The organism is Micromonospora sp. NPDC051006 (assembly GCF_044456245.1).
Classification (GTDB): domain Bacteria; phylum Actinomycetota; class Actinomycetes; order Mycobacteriales; family Micromonosporaceae; genus Micromonospora.
Genome location: NZ_JBITFP010000019.1, coordinates 79867 through 102034, shown reverse-complemented (window position 1 = coordinate 102034; position 22168 = coordinate 79867). Strand labels below are relative to the sequence as shown.

25 protein-coding genes and 1 riboswitch are annotated in these 22168 nt (G+C 73.4%); of the genes, 5 read left to right on the top strand and 20 right to left on the bottom strand.

The genetic code is table 11. The annotated features are described in order from the left end of the window. Positions 1 to 10 precede the first annotated feature (10 nt). From pheS to ACIBBA_RS24715, 8 genes are all read right to left on the bottom strand, one after another. A complete protein-coding gene (gene pheS / locus ACIBBA_RS24750) occupies positions 11 to 1081 on the bottom strand; it encodes a phenylalanine--tRNA ligase subunit alpha (RefSeq protein WP_350870917.1) in 1071 nt (356 codons plus the stop codon). A gap of 219 nt (positions 1082 to 1300) precedes the next feature. Continuing rightward, positions 1301 to 2152: a TrmH family RNA methyltransferase gene (locus tag ACIBBA_RS24745; protein ID WP_396700329.1), complete on the bottom strand. Its 852-nt coding sequence runs from the start codon at positions 2150 to 2152 to the stop codon at positions 1301 to 1303. A 28-nt stretch (positions 2153 to 2180) separates the two neighbouring features. Beyond that, entirely contained in the window at positions 2181 to 2573 is a 393-nt protein-coding gene (gene rplT / locus ACIBBA_RS24740) for a 50S ribosomal protein L20 (RefSeq protein ID WP_030335718.1), read from the bottom strand. Between the two features lie 32 nt (positions 2574 to 2605). Continuing rightward, a complete protein-coding gene (gene rpmI, locus ACIBBA_RS24735; protein WP_007458415.1) occupies positions 2606 to 2800 on the bottom strand; it encodes a 50S ribosomal protein L35 in 195 nt (64 codons plus the stop codon). A 19-nt stretch (positions 2801 to 2819) separates the two neighbouring features. Then, the gene (gene infC, locus ACIBBA_RS24730; RefSeq protein WP_396700363.1) at positions 2820 to 3488 is read right to left on the bottom strand and encodes a translation initiation factor IF-3; all 669 of its coding nucleotides are present in this window, start codon (positions 3486 to 3488) and stop codon (positions 2820 to 2822) included. A 328-nt stretch (positions 3489 to 3816) separates the two neighbouring features. Continuing rightward, positions 3817 to 4290: a PH domain-containing protein gene (locus ACIBBA_RS24725; protein WP_350870926.1), complete on the bottom strand. Its 474-nt coding sequence runs from the start codon at positions 4288 to 4290 to the stop codon at positions 3817 to 3819. 54 nt (positions 4291 to 4344) lie between these two features. After that, positions 4345 to 5190 (bottom strand): ATP phosphoribosyltransferase, encoded by an 846-nt coding sequence (gene hisG / locus ACIBBA_RS24720; RefSeq protein ID WP_350870929.1) that lies wholly within the window; start codon positions 5188 to 5190, stop codon positions 4345 to 4347. A gap of 46 nt (positions 5191 to 5236) precedes the next feature. Beyond that, on the bottom strand, positions 5237 to 5500 hold the full coding sequence (locus ACIBBA_RS24715; RefSeq protein ID WP_350870932.1) for a phosphoribosyl-ATP diphosphatase: 264 nt from the start codon (positions 5498 to 5500) through the stop codon (positions 5237 to 5239). A 205-nt stretch (positions 5501 to 5705) separates the two neighbouring features. Between ACIBBA_RS24715 and ACIBBA_RS24710 the strand changes: the two genes are divergently transcribed. The 3 genes from ACIBBA_RS24710 to ACIBBA_RS24700 are packed head-to-tail and all read left to right on the top strand — an operon-like array spanning position 5706 to position 8162. Continuing rightward, positions 5706 to 6575, top strand: coding sequence for an ABC transporter substrate-binding protein (locus tag ACIBBA_RS24710; protein WP_396700328.1), 870 nt, complete (start codon positions 5706 to 5708; stop codon positions 6573 to 6575). Beyond that, entirely contained in the window at positions 6572 to 7417 is an 846-nt protein-coding gene (locus tag ACIBBA_RS24705; RefSeq protein ID WP_357059952.1) for an amino acid ABC transporter permease, read from the top strand. The genes ACIBBA_RS24710 and ACIBBA_RS24705 overlap by 4 nt, the downstream gene beginning before the upstream one ends. Before the next feature lies 1 nt (position 7418). Beyond that, the gene (locus tag ACIBBA_RS24700) at positions 7419 to 8162 is read left to right on the top strand and encodes an amino acid ABC transporter ATP-binding protein (protein ID WP_357059949.1); all 744 of its coding nucleotides are present in this window, start codon (positions 7419 to 7421) and stop codon (positions 8160 to 8162) included. Between the two features lie 24 nt (positions 8163 to 8186). Here ACIBBA_RS24700 and ribH read toward each other — a convergent pair whose 3' ends face one another. The 7 genes from ribH to rpe all read right to left on the bottom strand — a co-directional run bounded on the left by ribH (position 8187) and on the right by rpe (position 14541). Next, positions 8187 to 8687 carry a 6,7-dimethyl-8-ribityllumazine synthase gene (gene ribH, locus ACIBBA_RS24695; RefSeq protein WP_396700327.1) on the bottom strand — a complete coding sequence of 167 codons (501 nt, stop codon included), beginning with the start codon at positions 8685 to 8687 and terminating at the stop codon, positions 8187 to 8189. 2 nt (positions 8688 to 8689) lie between these two features. Continuing rightward, on the bottom strand, positions 8690 to 9955 hold the full coding sequence (locus ACIBBA_RS24690) for a bifunctional 3,4-dihydroxy-2-butanone-4-phosphate synthase/GTP cyclohydrolase II (RefSeq protein WP_396700326.1): 1266 nt from the start codon (positions 9953 to 9955) through the stop codon (positions 8690 to 8692). Between the two features lie 76 nt (positions 9956 to 10031). Further along, positions 10032 to 10730: a nicotinamide riboside transporter PnuC gene (gene pnuC, locus ACIBBA_RS24685; protein WP_396700324.1), complete on the bottom strand. Its 699-nt coding sequence runs from the start codon at positions 10728 to 10730 to the stop codon at positions 10032 to 10034. Beyond that, the gene (locus ACIBBA_RS24680) at positions 10730 to 11422 is read right to left on the bottom strand and encodes a riboflavin synthase (RefSeq protein ID WP_396700323.1); all 693 of its coding nucleotides are present in this window, start codon (positions 11420 to 11422) and stop codon (positions 10730 to 10732) included. Before ACIBBA_RS24680 ends, pnuC begins: the two co-directional genes overlap by 1 nt. Position 11423: 1 nt before the next feature. Next, on the bottom strand, positions 11424 to 12485 hold the full coding sequence (gene ribD, locus ACIBBA_RS24675; protein ID WP_350870955.1) for a bifunctional diaminohydroxyphosphoribosylaminopyrimidine deaminase/5-amino-6-(5-phosphoribosylamino)uracil reductase RibD: 1062 nt from the start codon (positions 12483 to 12485) through the stop codon (positions 11424 to 11426). Between the two features lie 166 nt (positions 12486 to 12651). After that, positions 12652 to 12822: riboswitch (FMN riboswitch) on the bottom strand. Between the two features lie 80 nt (positions 12823 to 12902). Then, on the bottom strand, positions 12903 to 13967 hold the full coding sequence (locus ACIBBA_RS24670) for a response regulator (protein ID WP_396700321.1): 1065 nt from the start codon (positions 13965 to 13967) through the stop codon (positions 12903 to 12905). Further along, on the bottom strand, positions 13861 to 14541 hold the full coding sequence (gene rpe / locus ACIBBA_RS24665; protein ID WP_350870961.1) for a ribulose-phosphate 3-epimerase: 681 nt from the start codon (positions 14539 to 14541) through the stop codon (positions 13861 to 13863). Before rpe ends, ACIBBA_RS24670 begins: the two co-directional genes overlap by 107 nt. Positions 14542 to 14795: 254 nt before the next feature. Between rpe and ACIBBA_RS24660 the strand changes: the two genes are divergently transcribed. Together ACIBBA_RS24660 and ACIBBA_RS24655 are read left to right on the top strand one after the other, a co-directional pair. Next, entirely contained in the window at positions 14796 to 15680 is an 885-nt protein-coding gene (locus tag ACIBBA_RS24660) for a septum formation family protein (protein WP_396700320.1), read from the top strand. 87 nt (positions 15681 to 15767) lie between these two features. Continuing rightward, the gene (locus ACIBBA_RS24655) at positions 15768 to 16655 is read left to right on the top strand and encodes a septum formation family protein (protein WP_396700319.1); all 888 of its coding nucleotides are present in this window, start codon (positions 15768 to 15770) and stop codon (positions 16653 to 16655) included. A 70-nt stretch (positions 16656 to 16725) separates the two neighbouring features. Here ACIBBA_RS24655 and ACIBBA_RS24650 read toward each other — a convergent pair whose 3' ends face one another. The 5 genes from ACIBBA_RS24650 to ACIBBA_RS24630 all read right to left on the bottom strand — a co-directional run bounded on the left by ACIBBA_RS24650 (position 16726) and on the right by ACIBBA_RS24630 (position 22153). Beyond that, a complete protein-coding gene (locus ACIBBA_RS24650; RefSeq protein WP_396700362.1) occupies positions 16726 to 18246 on the bottom strand; it encodes an RsmB/NOP family class I SAM-dependent RNA methyltransferase in 1521 nt (506 codons plus the stop codon). Then, complete coding sequence (gene fmt / locus ACIBBA_RS24645) at positions 18201 to 19136, bottom strand: methionyl-tRNA formyltransferase (RefSeq protein ID WP_396700318.1); 936 nt, start codon at positions 19134 to 19136, stop codon at positions 18201 to 18203. Before fmt ends, ACIBBA_RS24650 begins: the two co-directional genes overlap by 46 nt. Before the next feature lie 7 nt (positions 19137 to 19143). Then, entirely contained in the window at positions 19144 to 19704 is a 561-nt protein-coding gene (gene def / locus ACIBBA_RS24640) for a peptide deformylase (protein ID WP_350870971.1), read from the bottom strand. 44 nt (positions 19705 to 19748) lie between these two features. Further along, positions 19749 to 21017, bottom strand: a complete 1269-nt coding sequence (locus ACIBBA_RS24635) for a cytochrome P450 (RefSeq protein ID WP_396700317.1) — start codon at positions 21015 to 21017, stop codon at positions 19749 to 19751. Positions 21018 to 21169: 152 nt separating this feature from the next. After that, positions 21170 to 22153 (bottom strand): AAA family ATPase, encoded by a 984-nt coding sequence (locus ACIBBA_RS24630; RefSeq protein WP_396700316.1) that lies wholly within the window; start codon positions 22151 to 22153, stop codon positions 21170 to 21172. Between the last annotated feature and the right edge of the window lie 15 nt (positions 22154 to 22168).

Sequence of the window (22168 nt, the reverse complement as noted above, 5' to 3'; positions counted from 1 at the left end):
CCCGCATCGTCTACGCCTCGGTCCCGAGCGCCCGGCTGAACCGGACGTCGCCCTCGAAGAGATGGCGGATGTCGCTGATTCCGTGCTGGACCATCAGCGTCCGGTCGATGCCCATGCCGAAGGCGAAGCCGGAGTAGACCTCCGGGTCGATGCCGCAGGCGCGCAACACCCGGGGGTTCACCATCCCGCAGCCACCCCACTCGACCCACTGGGGACCGTCACGGTGCTCCGGGAACCAGACGTCGAACTCGGCCGACGGCTCGGTGAACGGGAAGTAGTGCGGCCGCCAGCGGGTCTTCGCGTCCGGGCCGAAGATGGCGCGGGCGAAGTGGTCCAGCGTGCCGCGCAGGTGCGCCATGGTGATGCCCTTGTCCACCACCAGGCCCTCCGCCTGGTGGAAGACCGGGCTGTGCGTGGCGTCCACCTCGTCGGTGCGGTAGACCCGGCCGGGGCAGATCACGTAGATCGGCGGCTTGCGGCTGAGCATGGTGCGGGTCTGCACGTTCGAGGTGTGCGTGCGCAGCACCAGGCCGGAGCCGTCCGCGGGCGCGACGTAGAAGGTGTCCATCAGCCCCCGCGAGGGGTGGTCGGCGGGAATGTTGAGCGCGTCGAAGTTGACCCACTCCAGCTCGACCTCGGGGCCCTCGGCCACCTCGTAGCCCATCCCGACGAAGAGGTCGCTCACCTGCTCCATCACCGTGGCCAGCGGGTGCCGGGCGCCACGCGGGCGGCGCTCGTGCGGCAGCGTCACGTCGACCCGCTCGGCCACCAGCATCCGCTCGGCGTGTTCGCGCTCCAACACCTCGGCGCGGGCGGCGTAGCCGGCCTCGATCGCCCGGCGGGCCTCGTTGACCCGCTTGCCGGCTTCGGACTTGGCCGCCGGCGGCAGCGCGCCGATCTCCCGGCGGGCCAGTGAGATCGGCGCCCGGTCACCGAGGTGGGACGGGCGCAGCGCGGTCAGCGCGTCCGGGTCACCGGCGGCGGCGAACGCCTTCTCGGCGTCGGCGACGGCCTCGGCCAGGGCGGCCGGGTCGAGCAGGGCGACCTGCTTCGGATCGTACGGATCGTTGCGGTAGCTCATGGCGTACGGGCACTCCCTCACGGCGGCGCCGGCCCTCGCGGGACGGCGAAGCGAGTCTACGGACGCGCGGCTGTGCCGCAGCCCGCCGGTGGGAGTTGTGCAGGGAGCGAGTCAGGCCCGCCGCCCGCCGACACCGGCGGGCTGGCTAAACGAACGCCGTGGCGCGTTCATCGACGACTACTTCTCCCCTGCTGTGCCGTGCGCGTGACCCAGTGGTGGTCATCGCTGTGCTCTGGCTGAAGCGTACAGGCAGACCGCGGCGGCCGCAGCCAGGTTGAGGCTCTCCGCGCGCCCGTGCAGCGGCACCCGGACCCGGGCGTCGGCGGCCTCGGTCAGCGCCGGCGGCAGCCCGTGCGCCTCGGAGCCGAAGAGCCAGGCGGTCGGCGCGGCGAGTCGGCCGGCGTCGGCGAGGTCGTCGAGGTCCGCCTCGCCGTAGCCGGTGGTGGCGAGAATCGAGAGTCCGGCGGCGCGCAGCGCGTCGACCGCCTGGACCGTGTCGGCGGCGCGCACCACGTCGACGTGGAAGAGGCTGCCGGCGGAGGCCCGCACGCACTTGCCGTTGTAGGGGTCGACGGCGTCGCCGGCGAAGACCACCGCACCGGCGCCCGCCGCGTCGGCGGTGCGCAGCACGGTGCCGGCGTTGCCCGGGTCGCGGATCTCGGCGAGCACCGCGACCAGCCGGGGCGCGCCGGCGAGGGCCTGCGCCAGCGGCACGTCGAGGTGCCGGCAGACGGCGACCAGGCCCTGCGGGGCGACGGTCTCGGCGAGGGCGGCCAGCGCGTCGTCGGTCACCTCGGAGACCGGCACGCCACCGCCGGCGGCCAGCGCGGCCAGTTCGGCGTGGCGGTCCAGCGCGGTCGGCGTACCGAACAGCTCGGTGACCACGCCGGGGCGGGTGAGGGCCTCGCGGACGGCCTGCGGGCCCTCGGCGAGGAAGCGGCCGGTGGTGTCGCGGTCGCGGCGGCGGTGCAGCCGGCGGGCGGCGACCACCCGGGGCGTACGCGGGGTGAAGAGCACGGTGGCGTTCCCTCGGGCACCAGCGAGGCGCCCCCCAGGGGTCGGTGACGACATGGGGGACGCCTCGGTCAGCCGCAGGGGATCAGGCGGCCTGGGCCGCCGCGCCGCCGGTGCCCTCGGCCGCGACCGCGGCCCGGGCCAGCTCGACGATCGCCGCGAACGCGGCGGCGTCGTTGACGGCCAGGTCGGCCAGGATCTTCCGGTCGACCTCGATGCCGGCCAGCCGGAGACCCTGGATCAGGCGGTTGTAGGTCATCCCGTTGGCGCGGGCGCCCGCGTTGATCCGCTGGATCCAGAGCTGCCGGAAGTCGCCCTTGCGGTCGCGACGGTCCCGGTAGGCGTACTGCATCGAGTGCAGCACCTGCTCCTTGGCCTTGCGGTACAGCCGGGAGCGCTGACCGCGGTAGCCGCTCGCGGTCTCCAGCAGGGTACGGCGCTTCTTCTGGGCGTTCACAGCCCGCTTGACGCGTGCCATCTCAACTCCTTCTTACGTCGGGGTGGCGCGCGTCAGCGGCCGAGCAGCTTCTTGATGCGCTTGACATCGGCCTTGGCCAGCACGACCGTGCCGGTCAGCCGCCGGGTCTGGGTGGAGGGCTTCTTCTCCAGGTTGTGCCGGAGGCCGGCCTGCTGGGCAACGATCTTGCCCTTGCCGGTCACCTTGACTCGCTTACCCATACCCGTGTGGCTCTTCATCTTCGGCATGTGGAACGTCTCTCCCCTGTTACTCGCCGCTGTTGTCGGCGACTGCGCCGGTCTCACCGGCTGCTGCGGTCTCGCCGGTCGCCGCGGTCTGACCGGCTGCCGGAGCGGCGGACTCGTCCGCAGCCCGGTCCCGGGGCCCGCCGCGGGACGCCGTGGCGGCGACCGCGGAGGCCTTGACGGCCCGGTGCGGAGCGAGAACCATGATCATGTTTCGGCCGTCCTGCTTCGGAGCGGCCTCGACGTATCCCAGGTCCGTGATCTCGGATTCGAGCCGGCGCAGGAGCCGGTAACCCAGCTCCGGGCGGCTCTGCTCGCGACCGCGGAACATGATCGTCACCTTGACCTTGTCGCCCGCCTTGAGGAACCGCACCACGTGACCCTTCTTGGTCTCGTAGTCGTGCGGGTCGATCTTCGGCCGGAGCTTCATCTCCTTGATGACGGTCTGCTGCTGATTACGCCGCGCTTCGCGCGCCTTGAGTGCGCTCTCGTACTTGAACTTGCCGAAGTCCATGAGCTTGCACACCGGCGGGCGCGCCATCGGCGCAACCTCGACCAGGTCCAGATCGACGTCCGCGGCCAGCTGAAGGGCGCGCTCCAGTGGGACAATGCCCACCTGCTCACCCTCGGGGCCGACCAGTCGGACCTCACGTGCCCGGATCTGCTCGTTAACGCGTGGTTCGACGCTGATGGGGCCTCCTCGAGTCGAGTGTCTGCTCTGTGCCGACCCTGCGGCCCCCGGGTGGGAGCCGAGCCGGAAAGCAGAAGGCCCCGGCGCATGCCAGGGCCCGCTCGACCGGTCGGCACGATCACAGGATCGCGCATCCGGTGCCGGGATGTGCCCGGAACCGGGGACCGGACCCGGCCACCGTGGTGGCGACGCGGGTGGGAGCAGGCGCTCCACTTTCATGGCTGCCGGGTCACGTGCGGACTTGCTCGCACGAGAAGACAGCCTGGTCGACTCGACAACACTACACCCTGGGCCGACTCGCCCCCAAATCGGGCGGGAACGGGACGGGTCAGCGGCCGGTGGCGCCCTCGCCGAGCCGGGCCAGGTGCGCCTGGTGCAGCCGGCGCAGGGCGCGGACGCCCTCGACGGCCAGCTCCTTGTCGGCGGCCTGGAGGGCGACGATCGGCAGCAGGTCGTCGTCGTGCAGCTCCAGGCTGGCCCACGGGGCGCCCCGGTCGAAGCGGACCCCGCGGACGACCTCCCACGGCAGCTCGTAGGAGCCGAGCACGTTGCGCACCCGGACCCCCCGCGCGTCGGCCTCGACCCGGGGCCGGGTGAAGAGCAGGAAGCCGAGCGCGCCGAGGACGCCGAGGCCGACCATGGCGATCTGGTCGCCGCGCTGGAAGGTGCCGTAGCCGTTGCCGGTCGGGCCGCTGAGCGAGGTGGCCACCGCGGTGAAGACCACCAGCAGGACGGCCGCCGAGGACCAGCAGACCACCCGGATACGACGGGGCCGGAGGCGGATCAGCTCGGGTTCACTCACCCCACCAGTCTGCCATCCGGCCCCGCCGGGCCGGTCACCGCCACACGGGCCGGGTCAGAGCCGGCAGGCGTGGATGTTGGTGACCAGGATGGCCCGGGCGCCGAGCTCGTAGAGCTCGTCCATGATCCGGTGCACGTCGTCGCGGAGCACCATGGCCTGCACCGCGACCCAGCCCTCCCGGTGCAGCGGCGAGACGGTGGGCGACTCGATGCCCGGGGTCAGCGAACTGGCCCGGTCCAGCAGACCGGCCGGCACGTCGTAGGCGAGCATCACGTAGCGGCGGGCCACCAGCACCCCGTGCAGGCGGCGCAGCAGCTGGGCGGCCTGCGGGTGCGCCGGCGCGTCGGCCCGGCGGACCAGCACCGCCGACGAGCGCAGCAGCGGCTCACCGAAGACCACCAGCCCGGCCTGGCGCAGCGTCGCGCCGGTCTCCACCACGTCGGCGACCACATCGGCGACGCCGAGCCGGACGGCGTTCTCCACCGCCCCGTCGAGGCGGATCACGTCGGCCTTCACGCCCAGCTCGGCGAGGTGCCGCTCGACCAGCCCCGGGTACGCGGTGGCGATCCGGTGCCCGCCCAGCTCCTGGACGGAGTCGGTGGCGTCGGGGCGGGCCGCGAAGCGGAAGGTGGCCCGGCCGAAGGCGAGGTCCACCACCTCCTCGGCGGGCGCGCCGGAGTCGATCAGCAGATCCCGGCCGGTGATGCCGAGGTCGAGGTCACCGGAGCCGACGTAGGTGGCGATGTCCTTCGGGCGCAGGTAGAAGAATTCGACGTCGTTCGGCTCGTCCCGGCAGACCAGGTCCTTCGGGTCGGTGCGCTGGCGGTAGCCCGCCTCACGCAGCATCTGGGCGGCCGGCTCGGCCAGGGTGCCCTTGTTGGGGATGGCGACACGCAGCATGACGGAGTGCTCCTTGCAGTCGATTCAGATCAACGACGGGGCGCACTCACAGATGTCGGTAGACGTCCTTGAGCTCCAGACCGGTGGCGAGCATCAGCACCTGGGTCTGGTAGATCAGCTGGGAGATCTCCTCGGCGGCCCGTTCCCGGCCCTCATGCTCGGCGGCCATCCACGACTCGGCCGCCTCCTCGACGACCTTCTTGCCGATGAAGTGCACGCCCCGCTCGAGCGCGGCGACCGTGCCCGAGCCGGGAGTGCCGGCGGCGGCCTTGGCCTGCAGCTCGGCGAACAACTCCTCGAACGTCTTCACACCGCGATTCTTCCAGCCGCCCCGACGGCCCGGCTCCGCCGGGTCAGATCCCGCTCACCCAGCGGGACCGGCCGGCCGCGCCCGCGCGGCCACCGGCGGGCGCCGCCGCCCCGGCAACGGAGCCGCATCGTTCCGGCGACAATTCCCTACCTAGTTGGTGGGACACTCTTCGGAACGTCGCCGCGCCCGTCCTACGCTGTCGGCCATGGGACGCAGCTCACGTATCGTCGCGCTCACCGCCGCCACCGCCGCCCTGCTCGCGGTCGCCGGCTGCGCGCCGCAGGACGACGAATCCCCCACCGACACCGCCAGCAGCGGCGCGGCCTCCTGCAGCAAGGAGAGCCTGCGCACCCGCACCCCGGGCAAGCTCACCATCGCCACCGACGAGCCGGCGTACGAGCCGTGGTTCCGGGAGAACAAGCCGGAGAGCGGCGAGGGCTTCGAGGCCGCCGTGGCGTACGCGGTCGCGGAGAAGCTCGGCTACGCCCGGGCGGACGTCACCTGGACCCGGGTCAAGTTCGACACCGCCATCGCCCCCGGCCCGAAGAACTTCGACTTCGACATCAACCAGTTCTCCATCACCGAGGAACGCAAGAAGGCGGTCGACTTCTCCGCCCCCTACTACCTGGTGCGGCAGACCGTGATCGCGCTGAAGTCGTCGAAGATCGCCGGCAGGACCGCGCTGGCCGACCTGCGCGACGCCAAGCTCGGGGCCCAGGTCGGCACGACCAGCTATCAGGCGATCACCGACGTGATCAAGCCGACGGTCGCCCCGCAGGTCTACAACAGCAACGACGACGCCAAGAAGGCCCTGCAGAACGGCCAGCTCGACGGTCTGGTGGTGGACCTACCGACCGCGTTCTACATCACCGGCGCGGAACTCACCGACGCGACAATCGTCGGGCAGGTGCCGCAGGTCGGCACCCCGGAGGCGTTCGGGCTGCTGCTGGACAAGGGCTCCCCGCTCACCGGCTGCGTCAGCGGCGCGGTCGGCCAACTCACCGAGGCCGGCACGCTCACCCAGCTGGAGCAGAAGTGGCTCGCCCAGGTGGCGGGGGCGGCCGAGCTCCGGTGAGCCTGCTGCACCACACCCCCTCGGTGGCCCAGCGGCGCCGGGCCGCGTACCGGCGCCGCCAGACGACCCGCAGCGTGCTGATCGCCGCCGCCTCCACGGCGGTGCTCGGCACGCTGCTCGTCGTCGCGGTCACCGGAGCGCCGGGCTGGGAGCGGGTCCGTGAGTCGTTCCTCGACCCGGCGATCGCCCGCGACGCCCTGCCGGACGTGCTGACCGGGCTCTGGCTGAACGTACGGCTGCTGGTCTGCTGCGCCGCCGGAGCGCTGCTGCTCGGACTGCTGATCGCGCTGCTGCGGACGCTACGCGGGCCGGTCTTCTTCCCGGTCCGGGCGCTCGCGACCGGCTACACGTACACCTTCCGCGGCCTGCCGCTGATCATCGTGCTCTACCTGCTCACCCTGGGCGTGCCCGGGCTGCGGTTGCAGGGCATGCCGCCGGTGCTGGTGCTCGGCGGGCTGGCGCTGGTGCTCACCTACGGCGGCTACCTGGCCGAGGTGTTCCGCGCCGGCATCGAGTCGGTCCACCCGAGCCAGCTCGCCGCGGCCCGCTCGCTGGGCCTGACCTACCGGCAGACCATGCGGCACGTGGTGCTGCCGCAGGCCGTCCGGCGGGTCGCGCCGCCGCTGCTCAACGACGTGGTGGCGCTGCAGAAGGACGTCGGGCTGGTCTCCCTGGCCGGGCCGATCGACGCGGTACGCGCCGCCCAGATCGCCACCGCGGAGACCTTCAACTACACCCCGTACATCGTGGCCGGGGTGCTGTTCGTGCTGCTCGCGATCCCGCTGATCGCGGTCACCGACTGGGTGACGCTGCGCTCGGCCCGACGCCAGTCCGGAGGCTGACATGGCCCTGCTCACCTGCCGGGGACTGCGCAAGGAGTTCGGCGACCACGTGGTCCTCGACGACCTCGACCTGACCGTCGACGAGCACCAGGTGGTGGCCCTGATCGGCGCGTCCGGGTCGGGCAAGTCGACCCTGCTGCGCTGCGTCAACCTGTTGGAGGAGCTGGACGACGGGGTGATCGAGCTGGACGGGGAGGAGATCTCCGATCCCCGGGTGGACCCGGACCGGGTGCGCCGGCGGATCGGGATGGTCTTCCAGTCCTACAACCTCTTCCCGCACCTGTCGGTGTTGCAGAACATCACGCTCGCACCGACCCGGGTGCACCGGCGGGCCCGGGCCGAGGCCGAGGCGCAGGCCCGGGAGCTGCTCGACCGGGTGGGGCTCGGCGCGAAGGCGGACGCCTACCCGGACCGGCTCTCCGGCGGCCAGCAGCAGCGGGTGGCCATCGCCCGCGCGCTGGCGAACTCGCCCCGGCTGATGCTGCTCGACGAGGTGACCTCCGCCCTCGACCCGGAGCTGGTCGGCGAGGTGCTGACCATGATCCGCGATCTGAAGGCGGACGGCATGACGATGGTGCTGGCCACCCACGAGATGGGGTTCGCCCGGGAGGTGGCCGACCAGGTCTGCTTCCTCGACGGCGGGCGGGTGGTGGAGGCCGGGCCGCCCGCGCAGGTGCTGGGCGACCCGACGCAGCCACGGACCCGGCAGTTCCTCAAGCGGATCATCGAAGCCGGCCGGCTCTGACCGTACGAGCCGGCCGGCGGGCGGTCAGCCGCCGAAGCCGACCCGCTGGCCGTTGCTCGACGCCACACCCCGGATCGCCAGGGCGGCGTCCAGCGCGGCGACGGTGGCCGCCCAGCCCTTGTCCTCCGCCGAGTCCGGCAGCCCGGCCCGGTCCCGGGCCTGCTCGATGGTGTCCACGGTGAGCACTCCGTGCGCCACCGGCTTCCCCTCGTCCAGCGCGATCCGGGTCAGCCCGTCGGTCACCGACCGGCAGACGTAGTCGAAGTGCGCCGTGGAGCCGCGGACCACCACGCCGAGCGCGACCACCACGTCGCAGCGGCGGGCGAGGGCCTGGGCCACCACCGGCAGCTCGACCGAGCCGGCCACCCGGGCCACCACGGCCCGGGCCCCGCACGCCTGCGCCGCGGCGAGCGCCCGGTCGAGCATGTGATCGGTCAGCTCGCCGTGCCACCGGGCGGCGACCACGCCCACGGTCAGCCCGGCCGCGTCCACCGGGGCCGTCGCCGGTTCGCCGAATCCCGCCATCGTTACGCTCCTATCTCGTCGCCCGCGGGCAGCCGGCCAGCCGGCACCTCGCTGACCTCGTCCAATTCGTCCAGCAGGTGGCCCATCCGGTCCCGCTTGGTCCGCAGGTAGCGGACGTTCTCCGGGTGCGGGCGCACCGGCAGCCCCTCCCGACCGGTGATGGTCAGGCCGTACCCCTCCAGGCCGGCCCGCTTCGCCGGGTTGTTGGTGAGCAGCCGCATCGACCGCACCCCGAGGTCGTAGAGGATCTGCGCGCCGGTGCCGTAGTCCCGGGCGTCGGCCGGCAGGCCGAGGTCCAGGTTGGCGTCCACGGTGTCCCGGCCCCGGTCCTGCAACTGGTACGCCTGGAGCTTGTGCAGCAGCCCGATTCCCCGTCCCTCGTGCCCGCGCATGTAGAGCACCACGCCGCGCCCCTCGCGGGCCACCCGGGCCAGGGCGGCGTCGAGCTGCGGGCCGCAGTCGCAGCGCAGCGAGCCGAAGACGTCGCCGGTCAGGCACTCGGAGTGCACCCGCACCAGCACGTCCTGCCCGTCGCCGAGGTCACCGAAGACCATCGCGACGTGCTCGGCCGGGTCGTGCGCGCTGCGGTAGCCCAGCGCCCGGAACACCCCGTGCTCCGTCGGCATCCGGGCGTCGGCGACCTGCTCGACCTGCTTCTCGGTGCGCCGCCGGTAGGCGATGAGGTCGGCGATGGTGATCAGCGTCAGCGAGTGCTCGGCGGAGAACTTCTCCAGGTCCGGCAGGCGCATCATGGTGCCGTCGTCGTTGACCAGCTCGCAGAGCACGCCGGCCGGCTGCAGGCCGGCCAGCCGGGTGAGGTCGATGGCGGCCTCGGTGTGCCCGGCGCGGCGCAGCACCCCGCCCTCTCGGGCCCGCAGCGGCACCACGTGGCCGGGACGGGCCAGGTCGGTCGGCCCGGTGGCCGGGTCGGCGAGCAGCCGGATGGTGTGCGCCCGGTCGGCCGCCGAGATGCCGGTGCTGACCCCCTCCCGGGCGTCGACGGTCACCGTGTACGCGGTGCCGCGCCGGTCCTGGTTGGTGTGGTGCATCGGCGGCAGGTCGAGCCGGTCGGCCTCGCTCTCGGTGAGCGGCACGCAGACGTAGCCCGAGGTGTAGCGGACCATGAACGCCAACAGCTCCGGCGTCGCCAGCTCGGCGGCGAAGATCAGGTCGCCCTCGTTCTCCCGGTCGGCGTCGTCGACCACGACGACCGGCCGGCCGGCGGCGATCTCCGCCAACGCCTCCTCGATGCTCCCGAAACTGCTCATGCCAGCACTCCGCTTCGCTCCGTGCCGTCATGAGGCACCAAGGGACTGGACCTGATGATTCGCTCGCTACGCTCGCTCATGCCACAGCCTCCGTGTAGGTGGGCGGGATCGGGGCGCGGGCCGGTCGCAGCACCCGCGAGGTGCGCCACCAGCTGACGAAGCCCCAGACGCAGAAGGCGCCGTAGACCAGGTACATGGCGGCCGACGGATAGAACCCGCCGCGCAGCAGCAGCGGCACGCCCACCGCGTCCACCGCGATCCACACCAGCCAGAACTCCACCCAGCCCCGGGCCATGCCGTAGGTGGCGAGCAGGCTGCCGACGAGGATCCAGGCGTCCGGCAGCGGCCCCCACGAGCCGAGCGCGGCGAGCAGCGGGTACGCGGCGGCGGTGCCCAGCGCGGCGGCGGCCAGCAGCACCAGCCGCTCCCGGCCGGTGGCCCAGCGCGGCGCCACCGCGCCCCGGTCCGGCACCACGCCGAGTCGGCGGGTACGCGACCAGCGCCACCAGCCGTAGACGCTGACGGCGAAGAAGAACACCTGCCGGCCGGCCTGCCCGTACAGGTCGTGCGCCTGCGGGGTGGCGAACACCCCGCCGAGGAAGACGGTGAACAGCAGCGCGTTGCCGACCATTCCGACCGGCCACGCCCAGACCACCCGGCGCAGACCGAGCACCGCAGAGGCCAGCCCGAAGACGTTGCCGACGATCTCCCGGACCAGCACCGGCGACCCGGCGACGCTCACCTGCGCGTCGAGCAGCCAGTGCATCGGGCCCATCAGGCCACCTCGCCCATCGGCGCAGCGCCGTCCACCCCGCCGGCCTGCGCGGGAGCCGCGTCCGCCGCCGCAGCGCCGGGCCCGCTCGGCGAGCCGACAGCCCGATCGCCGAGCAGCCGCTCGACGTACTTGGCGAGCACGTCCACCTCGAGGTTGACCGGGTCACCGAGGCCGCGGGCGCCCAACGTGGTCAGCTTCAGCGTGGTCGGGATCAGGCCGACCGAGAACCAGTCCGGCCCGACGCCGGCGACGGTCAGCGACACGCCGTCGACGGTGATCGAGCCCTTTTCCACCACGTACCGGGCGAGCGCGGCGGGCAGCCGGAACCGCAGCGTCTCCCACTGCTCGGCGGGCTCCCGCGAGAGCACCTCGCCGACGCCGTCCACGTGGCCCTGCACCAGGTGCCCCCCGAGCCGGCTGCCCAGCGTGGCGGCCCGCTCCAGGTTGACCGGGTCACCCGCCTGCAACGCGCCCAGCGCGGAGCGGCGCAGCGTCTCGCCCATCACGTCGGCGGTGAAGATGCCGCCGTCGACGTCCACCACCGTCAGGCAGACGCCGTTGACCGCGATGGAGTCGCCGTGCCGGGCGTCGGCGGTGACCAGCGGGCCGCGGACGGCGACCAGCGCGGAGTCGCCCGCGGTGGCCGTCACCTGGACGACCTCGCCCAACTCCTCGACGATGCCGGTGAACATGTCAGCCCTCCCTCTTTCGGGGCAGCGCGGTGATCCGTAGATCCGGACCGATCTGCGTAACGTCGATGAACTCCAGATCGATGGCCTCGGCGATGGTGCTCACACCGGCGTCGACCAACGCGGCCGGTCCGGCGCCGAGCAGCCGCGGCGCGACGTAGCCGACGATCTTGTCGATCAGCCCGGCGGCGAGGAACGCGCCGGCCAGCCGGGGTCCGCCCTCCAGCAGCACCGCGCGGATTCCGCGCTGGTGCAGCGCCGCGAGCAGGGCCGGCAGGTCCACCCCGCCGTCCGGGCCGGCGCCGACCTCCTTGGCGGTGGCGATCCAGGTGCGGGCGGCGCCGTCGCGGACCCGGGCGTCGTCGGGCGTACGCCCGGCGCTGTCCACCACCACCCGCAGCGGCTGCCGGATGGCCAGACTGCCGTCGCGCAGGTTGCGGGCGGTCAACCGAGGGTCGTCGGCGAGCACGGTGCCCACCCCGACGACCACCGCGTCCACGGTGCCGCGCAGGGCGTGCACGTCGATCCGGGCCGCCTCCGAGGTGATCCACATGCTGGTCCCGTCGGCCGCCGCCGACCGGCCGTCCAGCGTCGCCGCGTACTTCCAGATCACGTACGGCCAGCCCCGGCGCATCGAGGTCAGCCAGGCGACGTTGCCGGCCTCGGCCTCGTCGAGGCGCACGCCGGCGTCGACCCGGACCCCGGCGGAGCGCAGCGTGGCCGCGCCGCCCGAGGCGACCGGGTTCGGGTCCGGAACGGCGATCACCACCCGGGCCACCCCGGCCTGGATGAGGGCGAGGCTGCAGGGACCGGTGCGACCGGTGTGGTCGCAGGGTTCCAGGGTGACCACCGCGGTGCCGCCCCGGGCCCGCTCACCGGCCTGGGCGAGCGCGACGATCTCGGCGTGCGGCCCGCCCGCGTACGCGTGGAAGCCCTCGCCGACGACCTCGCCGCCGGCGTCGAGCAGCACGCAGCCGACCACGGGGTTGGGGCTGGTGGTGCCGAGCCCGCGCGCGGCCAGCTCGATCGCACGACGCATCGCCTCGTCGACGGAGACGCTCGTCATCGCCGGTGACCCTGCCCTCTCACTCGCCGTTGCACGCGCGGGCGGTCAGGGAGGCGGCGGCATGGGGCCGCGGACGTGCGGCGGCGGATTCCGGGAACGGCACAGCCGCCCCGGGGGGTCGGCACGGCACGCTGAAGCCAGCGGTCGGCTCGGACCCGTCCGTCCCGCGCGCTGTCTCCCATCCGGACTTTCTGGGCGCGGACGAACCGCCCCCAACCGTCGGCCCTGGGTTCTCACCAGGTCCACCGGGCGGCAGAGCCGTCCGGGTCGCGGGCTGACCACAGCCAGGCTGTGGATCACCGCCGGTTCGGAATTACACCGAGTCCCGCCAGCGCGTGGTGGGTACACCGGAAGTCTTACACGCCGAGCGGGGGGTGGTGCCACCGAGGCGAGCTACTTCACAGCGGAGTGCCACGATCATGTGACGCCGCGGCGGCGGTCCACGGCGACGTACGACCCGGGTTGGCTCTTGGCCACCGTCTTCATCTCGCTGGCGACCGCGATCGCCTCGAGCGGGTCGGTGAAGCGCTTGTCGGCGGCGGAGAGGGAGACCCCGATCGAGAGGGTGACCAGCGCGGCCCGGCGGATGTTCCCGCGCCGGTCCTTGAGCTCGACGAAACCGCGCTCCCGGTCGTTGGGGTCGTAGAGCGTGTCGGCGGCCTTCTCGAAGTCGACCACCGCCCGGGAGGTCAACTGCCGGACCTGGTCCGGGGAGCAGACGATCACGAAGTCGTCGCCGCCGACGTGCCCGAGGAAGGCCGGTGGCAGCCCCACCGAGACCACCGCCCGGTGCAGACTGCGGGCCAACGCCGAGATGAAGTCGTCGCCGCGGACGAAGCCGTACCGGTCGTTGACGCTCTTGAACCGGTCGATGTCGATGTAGCCGACCGCATAGTCCGACCCGCTGCGCACCCGGTCGGCGATCTCCCGCCGGATCCGGCTGTTGCCGGGCAGCCCGGTCAGCGGGGAGACCTCCCGGAACTCCTTGTTGCGCCGCAAGGTGGAGCTGACCCGGGCGACCAGCTCGGCGGTGTCGAAGGGCTTGACCAGGTAGTCGTCGGCGCCGGCGCTGAGCCCGTGCACCTTGTCGACGGTCATCCCCTTGGCGGTCAACATGATCACCGGCAGGGCGGAGGTCATCGGGTCGGCGCGCAGCCGCCGGGTCAGCTCCAGACCGTCGATCCGGGGCATCATCAGGTCGACCACGGCGAGGTCGGGCCGCTGCCGCTCGATCACCTCCAGCGCCTCCTGGCCGTCGCTGGCGTGGATCACCTCGAAGCCGTGCAGCCGCAGGTTGAACTCGACGAAGCGCGCGATGTCCGCGTCGTCGTCGACGACCAGGATGACGTCCGGGCGCTCCTGCGCGGGGTCCACCTCAGGCCCCGGCGATCGCGCGTTCCGCGAGAGCCCGCAGCCGGCGTACCGCCTCGGCCGGGTCGTCGGCGCCGTAGACCGCGGTGCCGGCCACGAAGGCGTCGGCACCGGCCGCGGCGGCCTGCTCGATGGTGTCGGCGGCGATCCCGCCGTCGACCTCGATGCGCAGCTCGAGGTGGCCGGCGGCCACGTGCCGGCGGGCGGCGCTGACCTTCTCCAGCAGCTGCGGCAGGAAGCGCTGCCCGCCGAAGCCGGCCTTGATCGTCATGATCAGCAACGTGTCGAAGCTCGGCAGCAGGTCGAGGTACGGCTCGATCGGGGTGTCCCGGTCGATCGCCAGCCCCGCCTTCGCCCCGGCCGAGCGGAGGTCCTTGGCCAGCGCCACCGGGTCGTCGCACGCCTCCGCGTGGAACGTGACGTTGTACGCCCCGGCGTCGGCGTAGCCGGGGGCCCAGCGCCGCGGATCCTCGATCATCAGGTGCACGTCGAACGGGATCTGGGTCACCGCCCGCAGGCTCTGCACGACGGGCAGCCCGATGGTCAGGTTCGGTACGAAGTGGTTGTCCATCACGTCGACGTGCAACCAGTCAGCGGCGTTCTCGACGGCACGGACCTCATCGGCGAGGTGGGCGAAATCGGCGGCCAGGATGCTCGGCGCGACGATCGGCGGCGGTACGGTCACGGGGCCAGTGTACGAACGTGGCGACCCGCCGCCGGCACCACCGCACCACCGGAGACGCGCTGTGACCCAGCAGTGACCAGTGGTGCAGAATTGGCCGGTCCGGACCGACGATTCCGGACGAAGAGACATTTGCGACTGGCCGAACGACGGGAACCCGACGAGACTCCAACAGGGACGGTGACGGGCGTGCTCCACCGCCGGCGGGGTGCGACCGGCCGGGCGGGGAGGTCACCGGCTTCCGGGAAGGGCGGACGATGCGACGGTGGCTAGGGGCGCTGGCGCTTGCCGGCGCGGTGACGGTCCTGCTGGCCGGCTGCCTGCAACCACACGGCGCCGACGGTGACCTGGTGGACGACTGGCCGGCGATGCGCGCCCCGGCGCTCTTCGTCCCGGCCACCGACACCTGCCTGCCCCGGATCACCCCGGTCGTGCAGGCGAGCACGTACGAGACGGTGGACTGCGCCCGCAACCACCTGGCGGAAGCCATCCACGTCGGCACGATCGGCGGACTGCCCGCCGGTCCCCGGCCGGAGCCCGGCTCGCCGGCGCTGCGCACCGCACGGGCCGAGTGCGACCAGCGGGCCCGCGAGGTGCTCGGCGGCGACTGGCACTCCGCCCGGCTCACCCTGAACATCGCGCTGCCCTCCGCCACGGCGTGGGACGGCGGGGCCCGGTGGTTCCGCTGCGACCTGAGCGAGACCGACAGCATCGACAACACCCGCCCGGTCAACCGCACAGGCAGCCTGCGCGGGGCGATGATCGGCGACTCGCCGCTGATCCACCGCTGCTTCGACCCGAAGCTGATCGGGGAGAACCTGAACTACATGGCACCGGTGCTCTGCACCGAACCGCATCGGGCCGAGTTCGTCGGCGTCTACGTCGAGCGGGACATGAGCTGGGCACAGTTCACCGCCGCGCCCGATCAGGCGCACCGGCGCTGCATGGCGCTGATCGCCGCGTTCGCCGCGGTGCCCAACAACAGCGACCTGCCCTACCGGGCGGGATCCATCTACTACCCACCGTCGAAGCGGGAGTGGGAGGAGGGCGACCGGGGGGTGCGCTGTTTCCTGTGGAGCGACGACCGGAAGCTGACCCGGTCGATGCGCGGAGTGGGCCCGCAGGGACTGCCCGCGATCTGAGCGCCGGTGCCGTATGCTGCTGCGCCGTGGCGCAACCGGTCGACGATCGCCGGTGGACGTGACCACGGTCGGCGGGGAGGTCGGCGGATGCGACGGTGGTGGGCGGCGGTCGCCGTGGCCGCAGCGGCGGTGCTGGGGGTCGCCGGGTGCGCCCCGGCCGGCCTGGACGCGAACCTCACCGACGACTGGCCGGCGCTCGCCGCGGCCGAGACGTTCGTCCCGGACCCCGGGGTGTGCCACGTCGGCCTGCAGGACGTCGGTTACCTGACCGCGTACAACCCGGTGGACTGCGCCCAGCCGCACCGCGCCGAGACCGTGCACGTCGGGACGCTGACGGGGGCGAACGCCGAGCGGTCCACTCCCCCGCCGGCCGGCTCGGCGGCGCTGCGCGCCGCCCGCGCCGAGTGCGACAAGGCGGCCAACGAGCTGCTCGGCGCCGACTGGCGCTCCGGTCGGCTGGGGCTGGGCGTGGTGCTGCCCTCCAGCGCCGCCTGGACCGGCGGCGCCCGCTGGTTCCGCTGTGAGCTGACCGAGTACGAGAGCATCGACGAGAGCGGCGCGGTCTCGCGCAGCGGTGGCCTGAAGGGCGCACTGACCGGCGCCGCCCCGCTGGCCCACCGCTGCTTCAACCCGAAGATCAGCGGCGACGACATCCGGGAGATGATCGCGGTCTCCTGCACCGCGAAGCACCACGCCGAGTTCGTCGGGATCTACCAGGCGCCCGACATCAGCTACGCCGAGTTCACCCGGACCACCCTGCGCACCCACAAGGCGTGCCGCAAGGTGCTCGCCGGGTACGCCAAGGTGCCGAACAACGGCGACCTGCAGTACCGGGCCGGCACGATCTTCTACCACCCGTACGAGCAGGAGTGGCGCAACGGCAACCGCGGGGTGCAGTGCTTCCTGTGGGTCAGCGACCGCAACCTCACCCGCTCGATGAAGGGCGCCGGCAGCAAGGGCCTCCCGGTCACCTGACGCCCCCTGCTACGAGTCGAGGGTGGCCGCCCCGCGTGGGGTGGCCACCCTCGATTCGTAGCGGCAGCGGTCAGCCGCGGCGCAGCATCGCGAGGAACATCGCGTCGGTGCCGTGCCGGTGCGGCCACAGCTGGGTGGTCGGCCCGTCGCCCAGGCCCGGCATGCCAGCCGGCAGCAGCGGCCGGGCGTCGACGAAGTCCACCGGCACCCCGGAGCGGCGCGCCGCCTCGGTCACCGTCACGTGGGTCTCGACCGTGTGCGGCGAGCAGGTGACGTAGGCGACCAGGCCACCGGGACGCACCGCGCGCAGCGCCGCGCCGAGCAGCTCGCGCTGCAACCGGGTCAGCGGCGGCAGGTCGGAGGGCTGCCGCCGCCACCGCGACTCGGGCCGGCGGCGCAGCGAACCCAGGCCGGTGCAGGGCGCGTCGACCAGCACCCGGTCGAAGTGCTCCTCCGGCAGCTCCGGATCCTGCCCGACGGTGCGACCGTCGGTGTGCAGCACGGTCACCGGCAGCCCCCGGGTGGCCTGGGCGACGAGCCGGGCCCGGTGCTCGGCCACCTCGACCGCGGTCACCCGGGCGCCGCGCTGGGCGGCGAGGGCGCCGAGCAGCCCGGCCTTGCCACCGGGGCCGGCGCAGAGGTCCAGCCAGCGCCCGTCCGGGCCGTCGAGCGGCGCCACCGCCAGCGCGTTCGCCACCAGCTGCGAGCCCTCGTCCTGCACGTGGGCACGGCCCTCGACCACCGCCGCCAGGTCGCCCGGCGCGCCGCCGGGCAGGTAGACGGCGTACGGCGAGAAGGCGCCCGGGGCGCCGCCGACCTCGTCGGCCAGCTCGACCGGATCGATCAGGCCCGGCCGGGCGCACAGGTGCACCGGTGGGCGCTCGTTGTCCTCGATCAGCAGCCGGGTGGTCTCGCCGAGATCGCCGCCGAGCGCCTCGGAGAACGCCCGCACCACCCACTGCGGGTGGCTGTAGGCCAACGCGAGGTGCCCGACCGGGTCGGTCTCCATGCTCGGCGCGAGCCGCTGCACCCAGGCGTCGGCATCGCGGCTGGAGACCTCCCGCAGCACCGCGTTGGCGAAGCCGGTGGCGCCGGGGCCGACCGAACGGACCAGGTCGACCGTCGAGGAGACGGCCGCGTGCGCGGGGACCCGGGTATGCAGCAGCTGGTACGCCCCGAGCCGCAGCGCGTCGCGGACCGGCGGGTCGATGCGCTGCACGTCCCGCTCGGCGGCGGCGGTGAGGATCGCGTCCAGCGTGCCGAGGTGGCGCAGGGTGCCGTAGGTCAGTTCGGTGGCGAACGCCGCGTCCCGACCGAACAGCCCCTCTTCGCGCAGGATGGCCGGCAGCACCAGGTTGGCGAACGCGTCGTCCCGGTGCACCGCGGCGATCGCCTGGTACGCCGCCTGCCGGGGCAGGTCCACCGTCGGCCGGCCGCCCCGGCCGCCACGTCGGTCGACGCCGGTGCGGGCGCCCCACCGGGCTCCCCCGGCCGACCGGTCGCCGCCGCGGGGCCGGTCACCGCGGTCCGGCCGCGCCGGGCCGGTCACGCGAACACCTCGCCGGTCGCGACCCGGACGCCACGCGCCCAGTCGGTGGCCGGCATCGCCCGCTTGCCCGCCGCCCGGACCTCGCCCAGCCGCACCGGCACGGTGCCGGTGCCGGCCAGCACCTCGGACTTCTCCACCCGCAGCTCGCCCGGCTTGAGGTCCGGTCCGTTCGCGACGGGGGTGACGGGGGTGACGGGGCCGAGCTTGACCCGCTCGTCCCGGAAGGTCGTCCACGGGCCGGGTGTCGGCGTGCACGCCCGGATCCGCCGATCCACCGCGAAGGCCGGGTCGGCCCAGCGCACCCGGGCGTCCTCCACGGTCAGCTTCGGTGCCAGCGACACTCCGTCGGCCGGCTGCGGCTCGGCCCGGGCGGTGCCGTCGGCGATCGCGTCGAGGACCGCCACCAGCAGGCCGGCGCCGGCCTGGGCCAGCCGCTCCAGCAGTTCACCGGAGGTGTCGGCCGGGCGGATCTCGTCGGTCAGGGTGCCGTAGACGGGGCCGGTGTCCAGCCCCTCCTCCAACTGGAAGACGCTGGCCCCGGTCAGCTCGTCGCCGTGCAGCACCGCGTGCTGCACGGGTGCCGCACCGCGCCAGGCCGGCAGCAGCGAGAAGTGCAGGTTGACCCAGCCGTGCCGGGGGATCTCCAGGGCCGCCGGCGGCACCAACGCCCCGTAGGCGACCACCGGCACGCAGTCCGGGGCCAGCTCGCGCAGCCGCGCCAGGAACTCCGGCTCGCGCGGGCGGGCCGGGGTGAGCACCTCGATGCCGTGCTCGTCGGCCCACTCGCCGACCGGGGAACGGGAGAGGCCACGGCCACGCCCGGCGGGCGCGTCGGGCCGGGTGAGCACGGCGACCAGCTCGTGCCGGGAGGCGGCGACGGCGGCCAGCGCCGGAACGGCGACGGCGGGCGTACCGGCGAAGATCACGCGCATCGGGCGGTCACCGACCCAGACCGAAGGGGCTGTCCGCCGTGTGCGGGTTGAGCTTGACCACCGGCGGGGCGGCCGCGTCGTACCACTCGGCCTGACGGATCGCCTTCATCGCTTCCTTCCGGCCGGCCGGGTCGAGCCGGTCGACGAAGAGCACCCCGTCGAGGTGGTCGGTCTCGTGCTGCACACAGCGGGCCATCAGCCCGGTGCCGACGATCTGCAGCGGGTCGCCGTAGCCGTTGAAACCCTTGGCGATGACGTTCTGCCGGCGCTTGGTGTCGAAGTAGAGCCCGGGAATGGAGAGGCAGCCCTCCGGGCCGTCCTGCTCCTCGACGTCGGGGAACTCCAGCACCGGGTTGACCAGGTGACCGAGGACGTCGTCGACGTCGAAGGTGAAGACCCGAAGGCCCACCCCGAGCTGCGGTGCGGCCAGGCCGGCGCCGTTCTGCTCACGCATGGTGTCGGTCAGGTCGGCGACGAGCCGGCGCAGCTCGGCGTCGAAGTCGACCACCGGATCGGCCGGCGTGCGCAGCACCGGATCCCCAAACAGACGGATGGGCTGGACGGTCACGCGGGACGGCTCCTTCTGGGGTGGGACAACCGGGCCGTACCAGTCTACGGAGTGCCGGGAGGGGCTCCGGCCGGCGTACCGCGATCGGCCGCCGCCGGTGTGCCGAGCGTCACCGGCATGGCTTCGTAGCCCCGCAGGGTCAGCCGGGTGCGCCGCCGGGGCGGGCCGACCAGGGCCAGCCCGGGCAGCCGACGCAGCAGCAGCGGAAAGGCCACCTGAGCCTCCAGCCGGGCCAGCCCGGCGCCGATGCAGTAGTGCGGGCCGGCCCCGAAGGAGAGCGGGTGCGCCTGCGCCCGCCACGGGTCGAACCGGTCCGGCTGCGGGTAACGCCGCGGATCGCGGTTGGCGGCGCCGAGCAGCAGCAGCGTCCAGGCGCCGGGCGGCAGGTCGATCCCGCCGGCACGTACCCGGTCGGTGCTCAACCGGGTGGTCAGCTGCACCGGAGAGTCGTAGCGGAGCAGTTCCTCGACGTACGCCGGCGCGAGGTCGGGGTGCTCGCGCAGCGCGTCCGCCGCCCGCGGGTGCGCCAGCAGCACGACGAGCCCGTTGCCGAGCAGGTTGGTGGTGGTCTCGAAGCCGGCGACCAGCAGCACCACCAGGTTGGCCAGCAGTTCGTCGCCGGAGAGCCGCTCGCCGTCGGCGTCGTGCACCCGCACCAGCGCGGTGGTCAGGTCGTCGGCCGGGGCCCGCCGGCGGGACTCGACCAGCTCAGTGAAGTAGCGGCGCAGCTCGGCCGCGCCCCGATCGGCCACCGCCAGTTCGGCGGGGGTGATCTCCGGCTCCAGGATGCCGGTCAGGTCGGCCGCCCAGCGCCGGAAAAGCGGCCGGTCGGCGGCCGGCACGCCGAGCAGGGCGCAGATCACCCCGACCGGCAGCGGATAGGCGAAGTCGGCCAGCACGTCGACCTCGTCGCCCCGCCGGGCGCGATCGAGCATCGTGTCGATCAGCTCGTCGGCCTGGGCGGTCACCACGTCACGCATGCCGGCGATCCGGCGCGGGCTGAACGCGCCGGCGGCGAGCCGGCGCATCCGGCTGTGCTCGGGCGGATTGGTGCGCAGCATCGACCGGGAGATCGACGTCACCGCCGCGCTATCCCGCCAGCCCGGCCAGACCCGGTCCCGGGCCGCGTCGTCCATCACCCCGAGGCGGGGGTCGCGCAGCAGCTCGTCGGCCTCGGCGTAGCCGGTGACCACGTAGAACCCCGGCCCGGCCTCGACCACCGGCCCGTGCGCGCGCAGCCGTTCGTAGGTCGGGTAGGGATCCACCCGCCCCGCTGGCGACATGAGCAGGGTGAGCGCCTCGGCGGCATCCATGACCGGCCTCCCCGTCGACGGGTACGAGGCTCCATCATGCCGAGCCGGCCGCCCGCCGGCATCCCCGTCGACGTCCGGGCCGGCCGACCCGCCGGGAGGGCGGGCGACGACCGCCCGAGCGTACGGCCCGAGCAGCGGTCAGGCAGCGGGCGTCAGGCGCTGTGGCCCGGCTCCCCGGCCAGCACCGCGTCGCCGGCGAGCAGGGCGTGCTCGGGCAGCGGCAGCTGGATGCCGTGCGCGGCCTCCCAGTCGTAGACCGTGCCGGGGCGGACCTGGGCGGTGAAGTACTCCACCGCGCTCATCCCGCCGACCACCGGCTCGTTCACCTCGGCGATCAGCTGGGCCGGCACCAGGCGGAAGCCGTTCTGCAGGGCGGCGCTGAGCCTGCGGTGGCCGTCGACCACGAAGAAGTGCTCGCCGGTGAAGCCGATCTTCAAGGGTTCCAGCGCCTCGTCGCCGGCGCCGGCCAGCTCGCCGACGAACTCGGAGTCCCAGAGCCCGCGCAGGGTGGTGATGTCCTCGGTCGGGTAGACCCGGGCCGGGTCGAGCAGCAGCAGCGGCGGGCCGTCGCGCAGCACGTCGGCGCCGAGCTTGCCCTCGTACGCCGCGACGATGTGCTCGATGACCTCCTCGGCGGTGGCCCGGGTGGTGTCGCAGATCAGGTCGTAGTTGCGCAGCTTGGCCTTGTCCACCCCGTAGCGGACCAGGAACCGGCTCCGCTCGCTCTCGCTGCGCTCGCGCAGCTTGGCCTTGGCCTCGTCCAGCGAGGTGTAGCTCTCCGCCGGCCCGGAGGGGCGGGCCAGCACCCGGCGGGCCGCCTCGCCCGGCTCGGTGATCATGTGCACCTTGAGCGCGTCGGTGAAGAAGTGCCAGGCCAGCCGGGAGTCCATGACCAGGCTCTCGCCGGACGCGGCGATGTTGCGCTGGAGCTGGTCGACGTAGCCGTCGACGGCCTGGTCGAGCTCGGCGTGCAGGTTCAGCTGGAGCGCGGTCATCTGCCGCTCCTGCGCCATCTGCCGGTAGAGGTCACCGACGCTCACCCGGCGCAGCCCCAGCCGCTTGGCGATCTCCACCGACACCGTGCTCTTGCCGCTGCCGAGATCACCGTTGAAGACGATGGATTGACGAACGGTCACGACTGGTCCACCCCT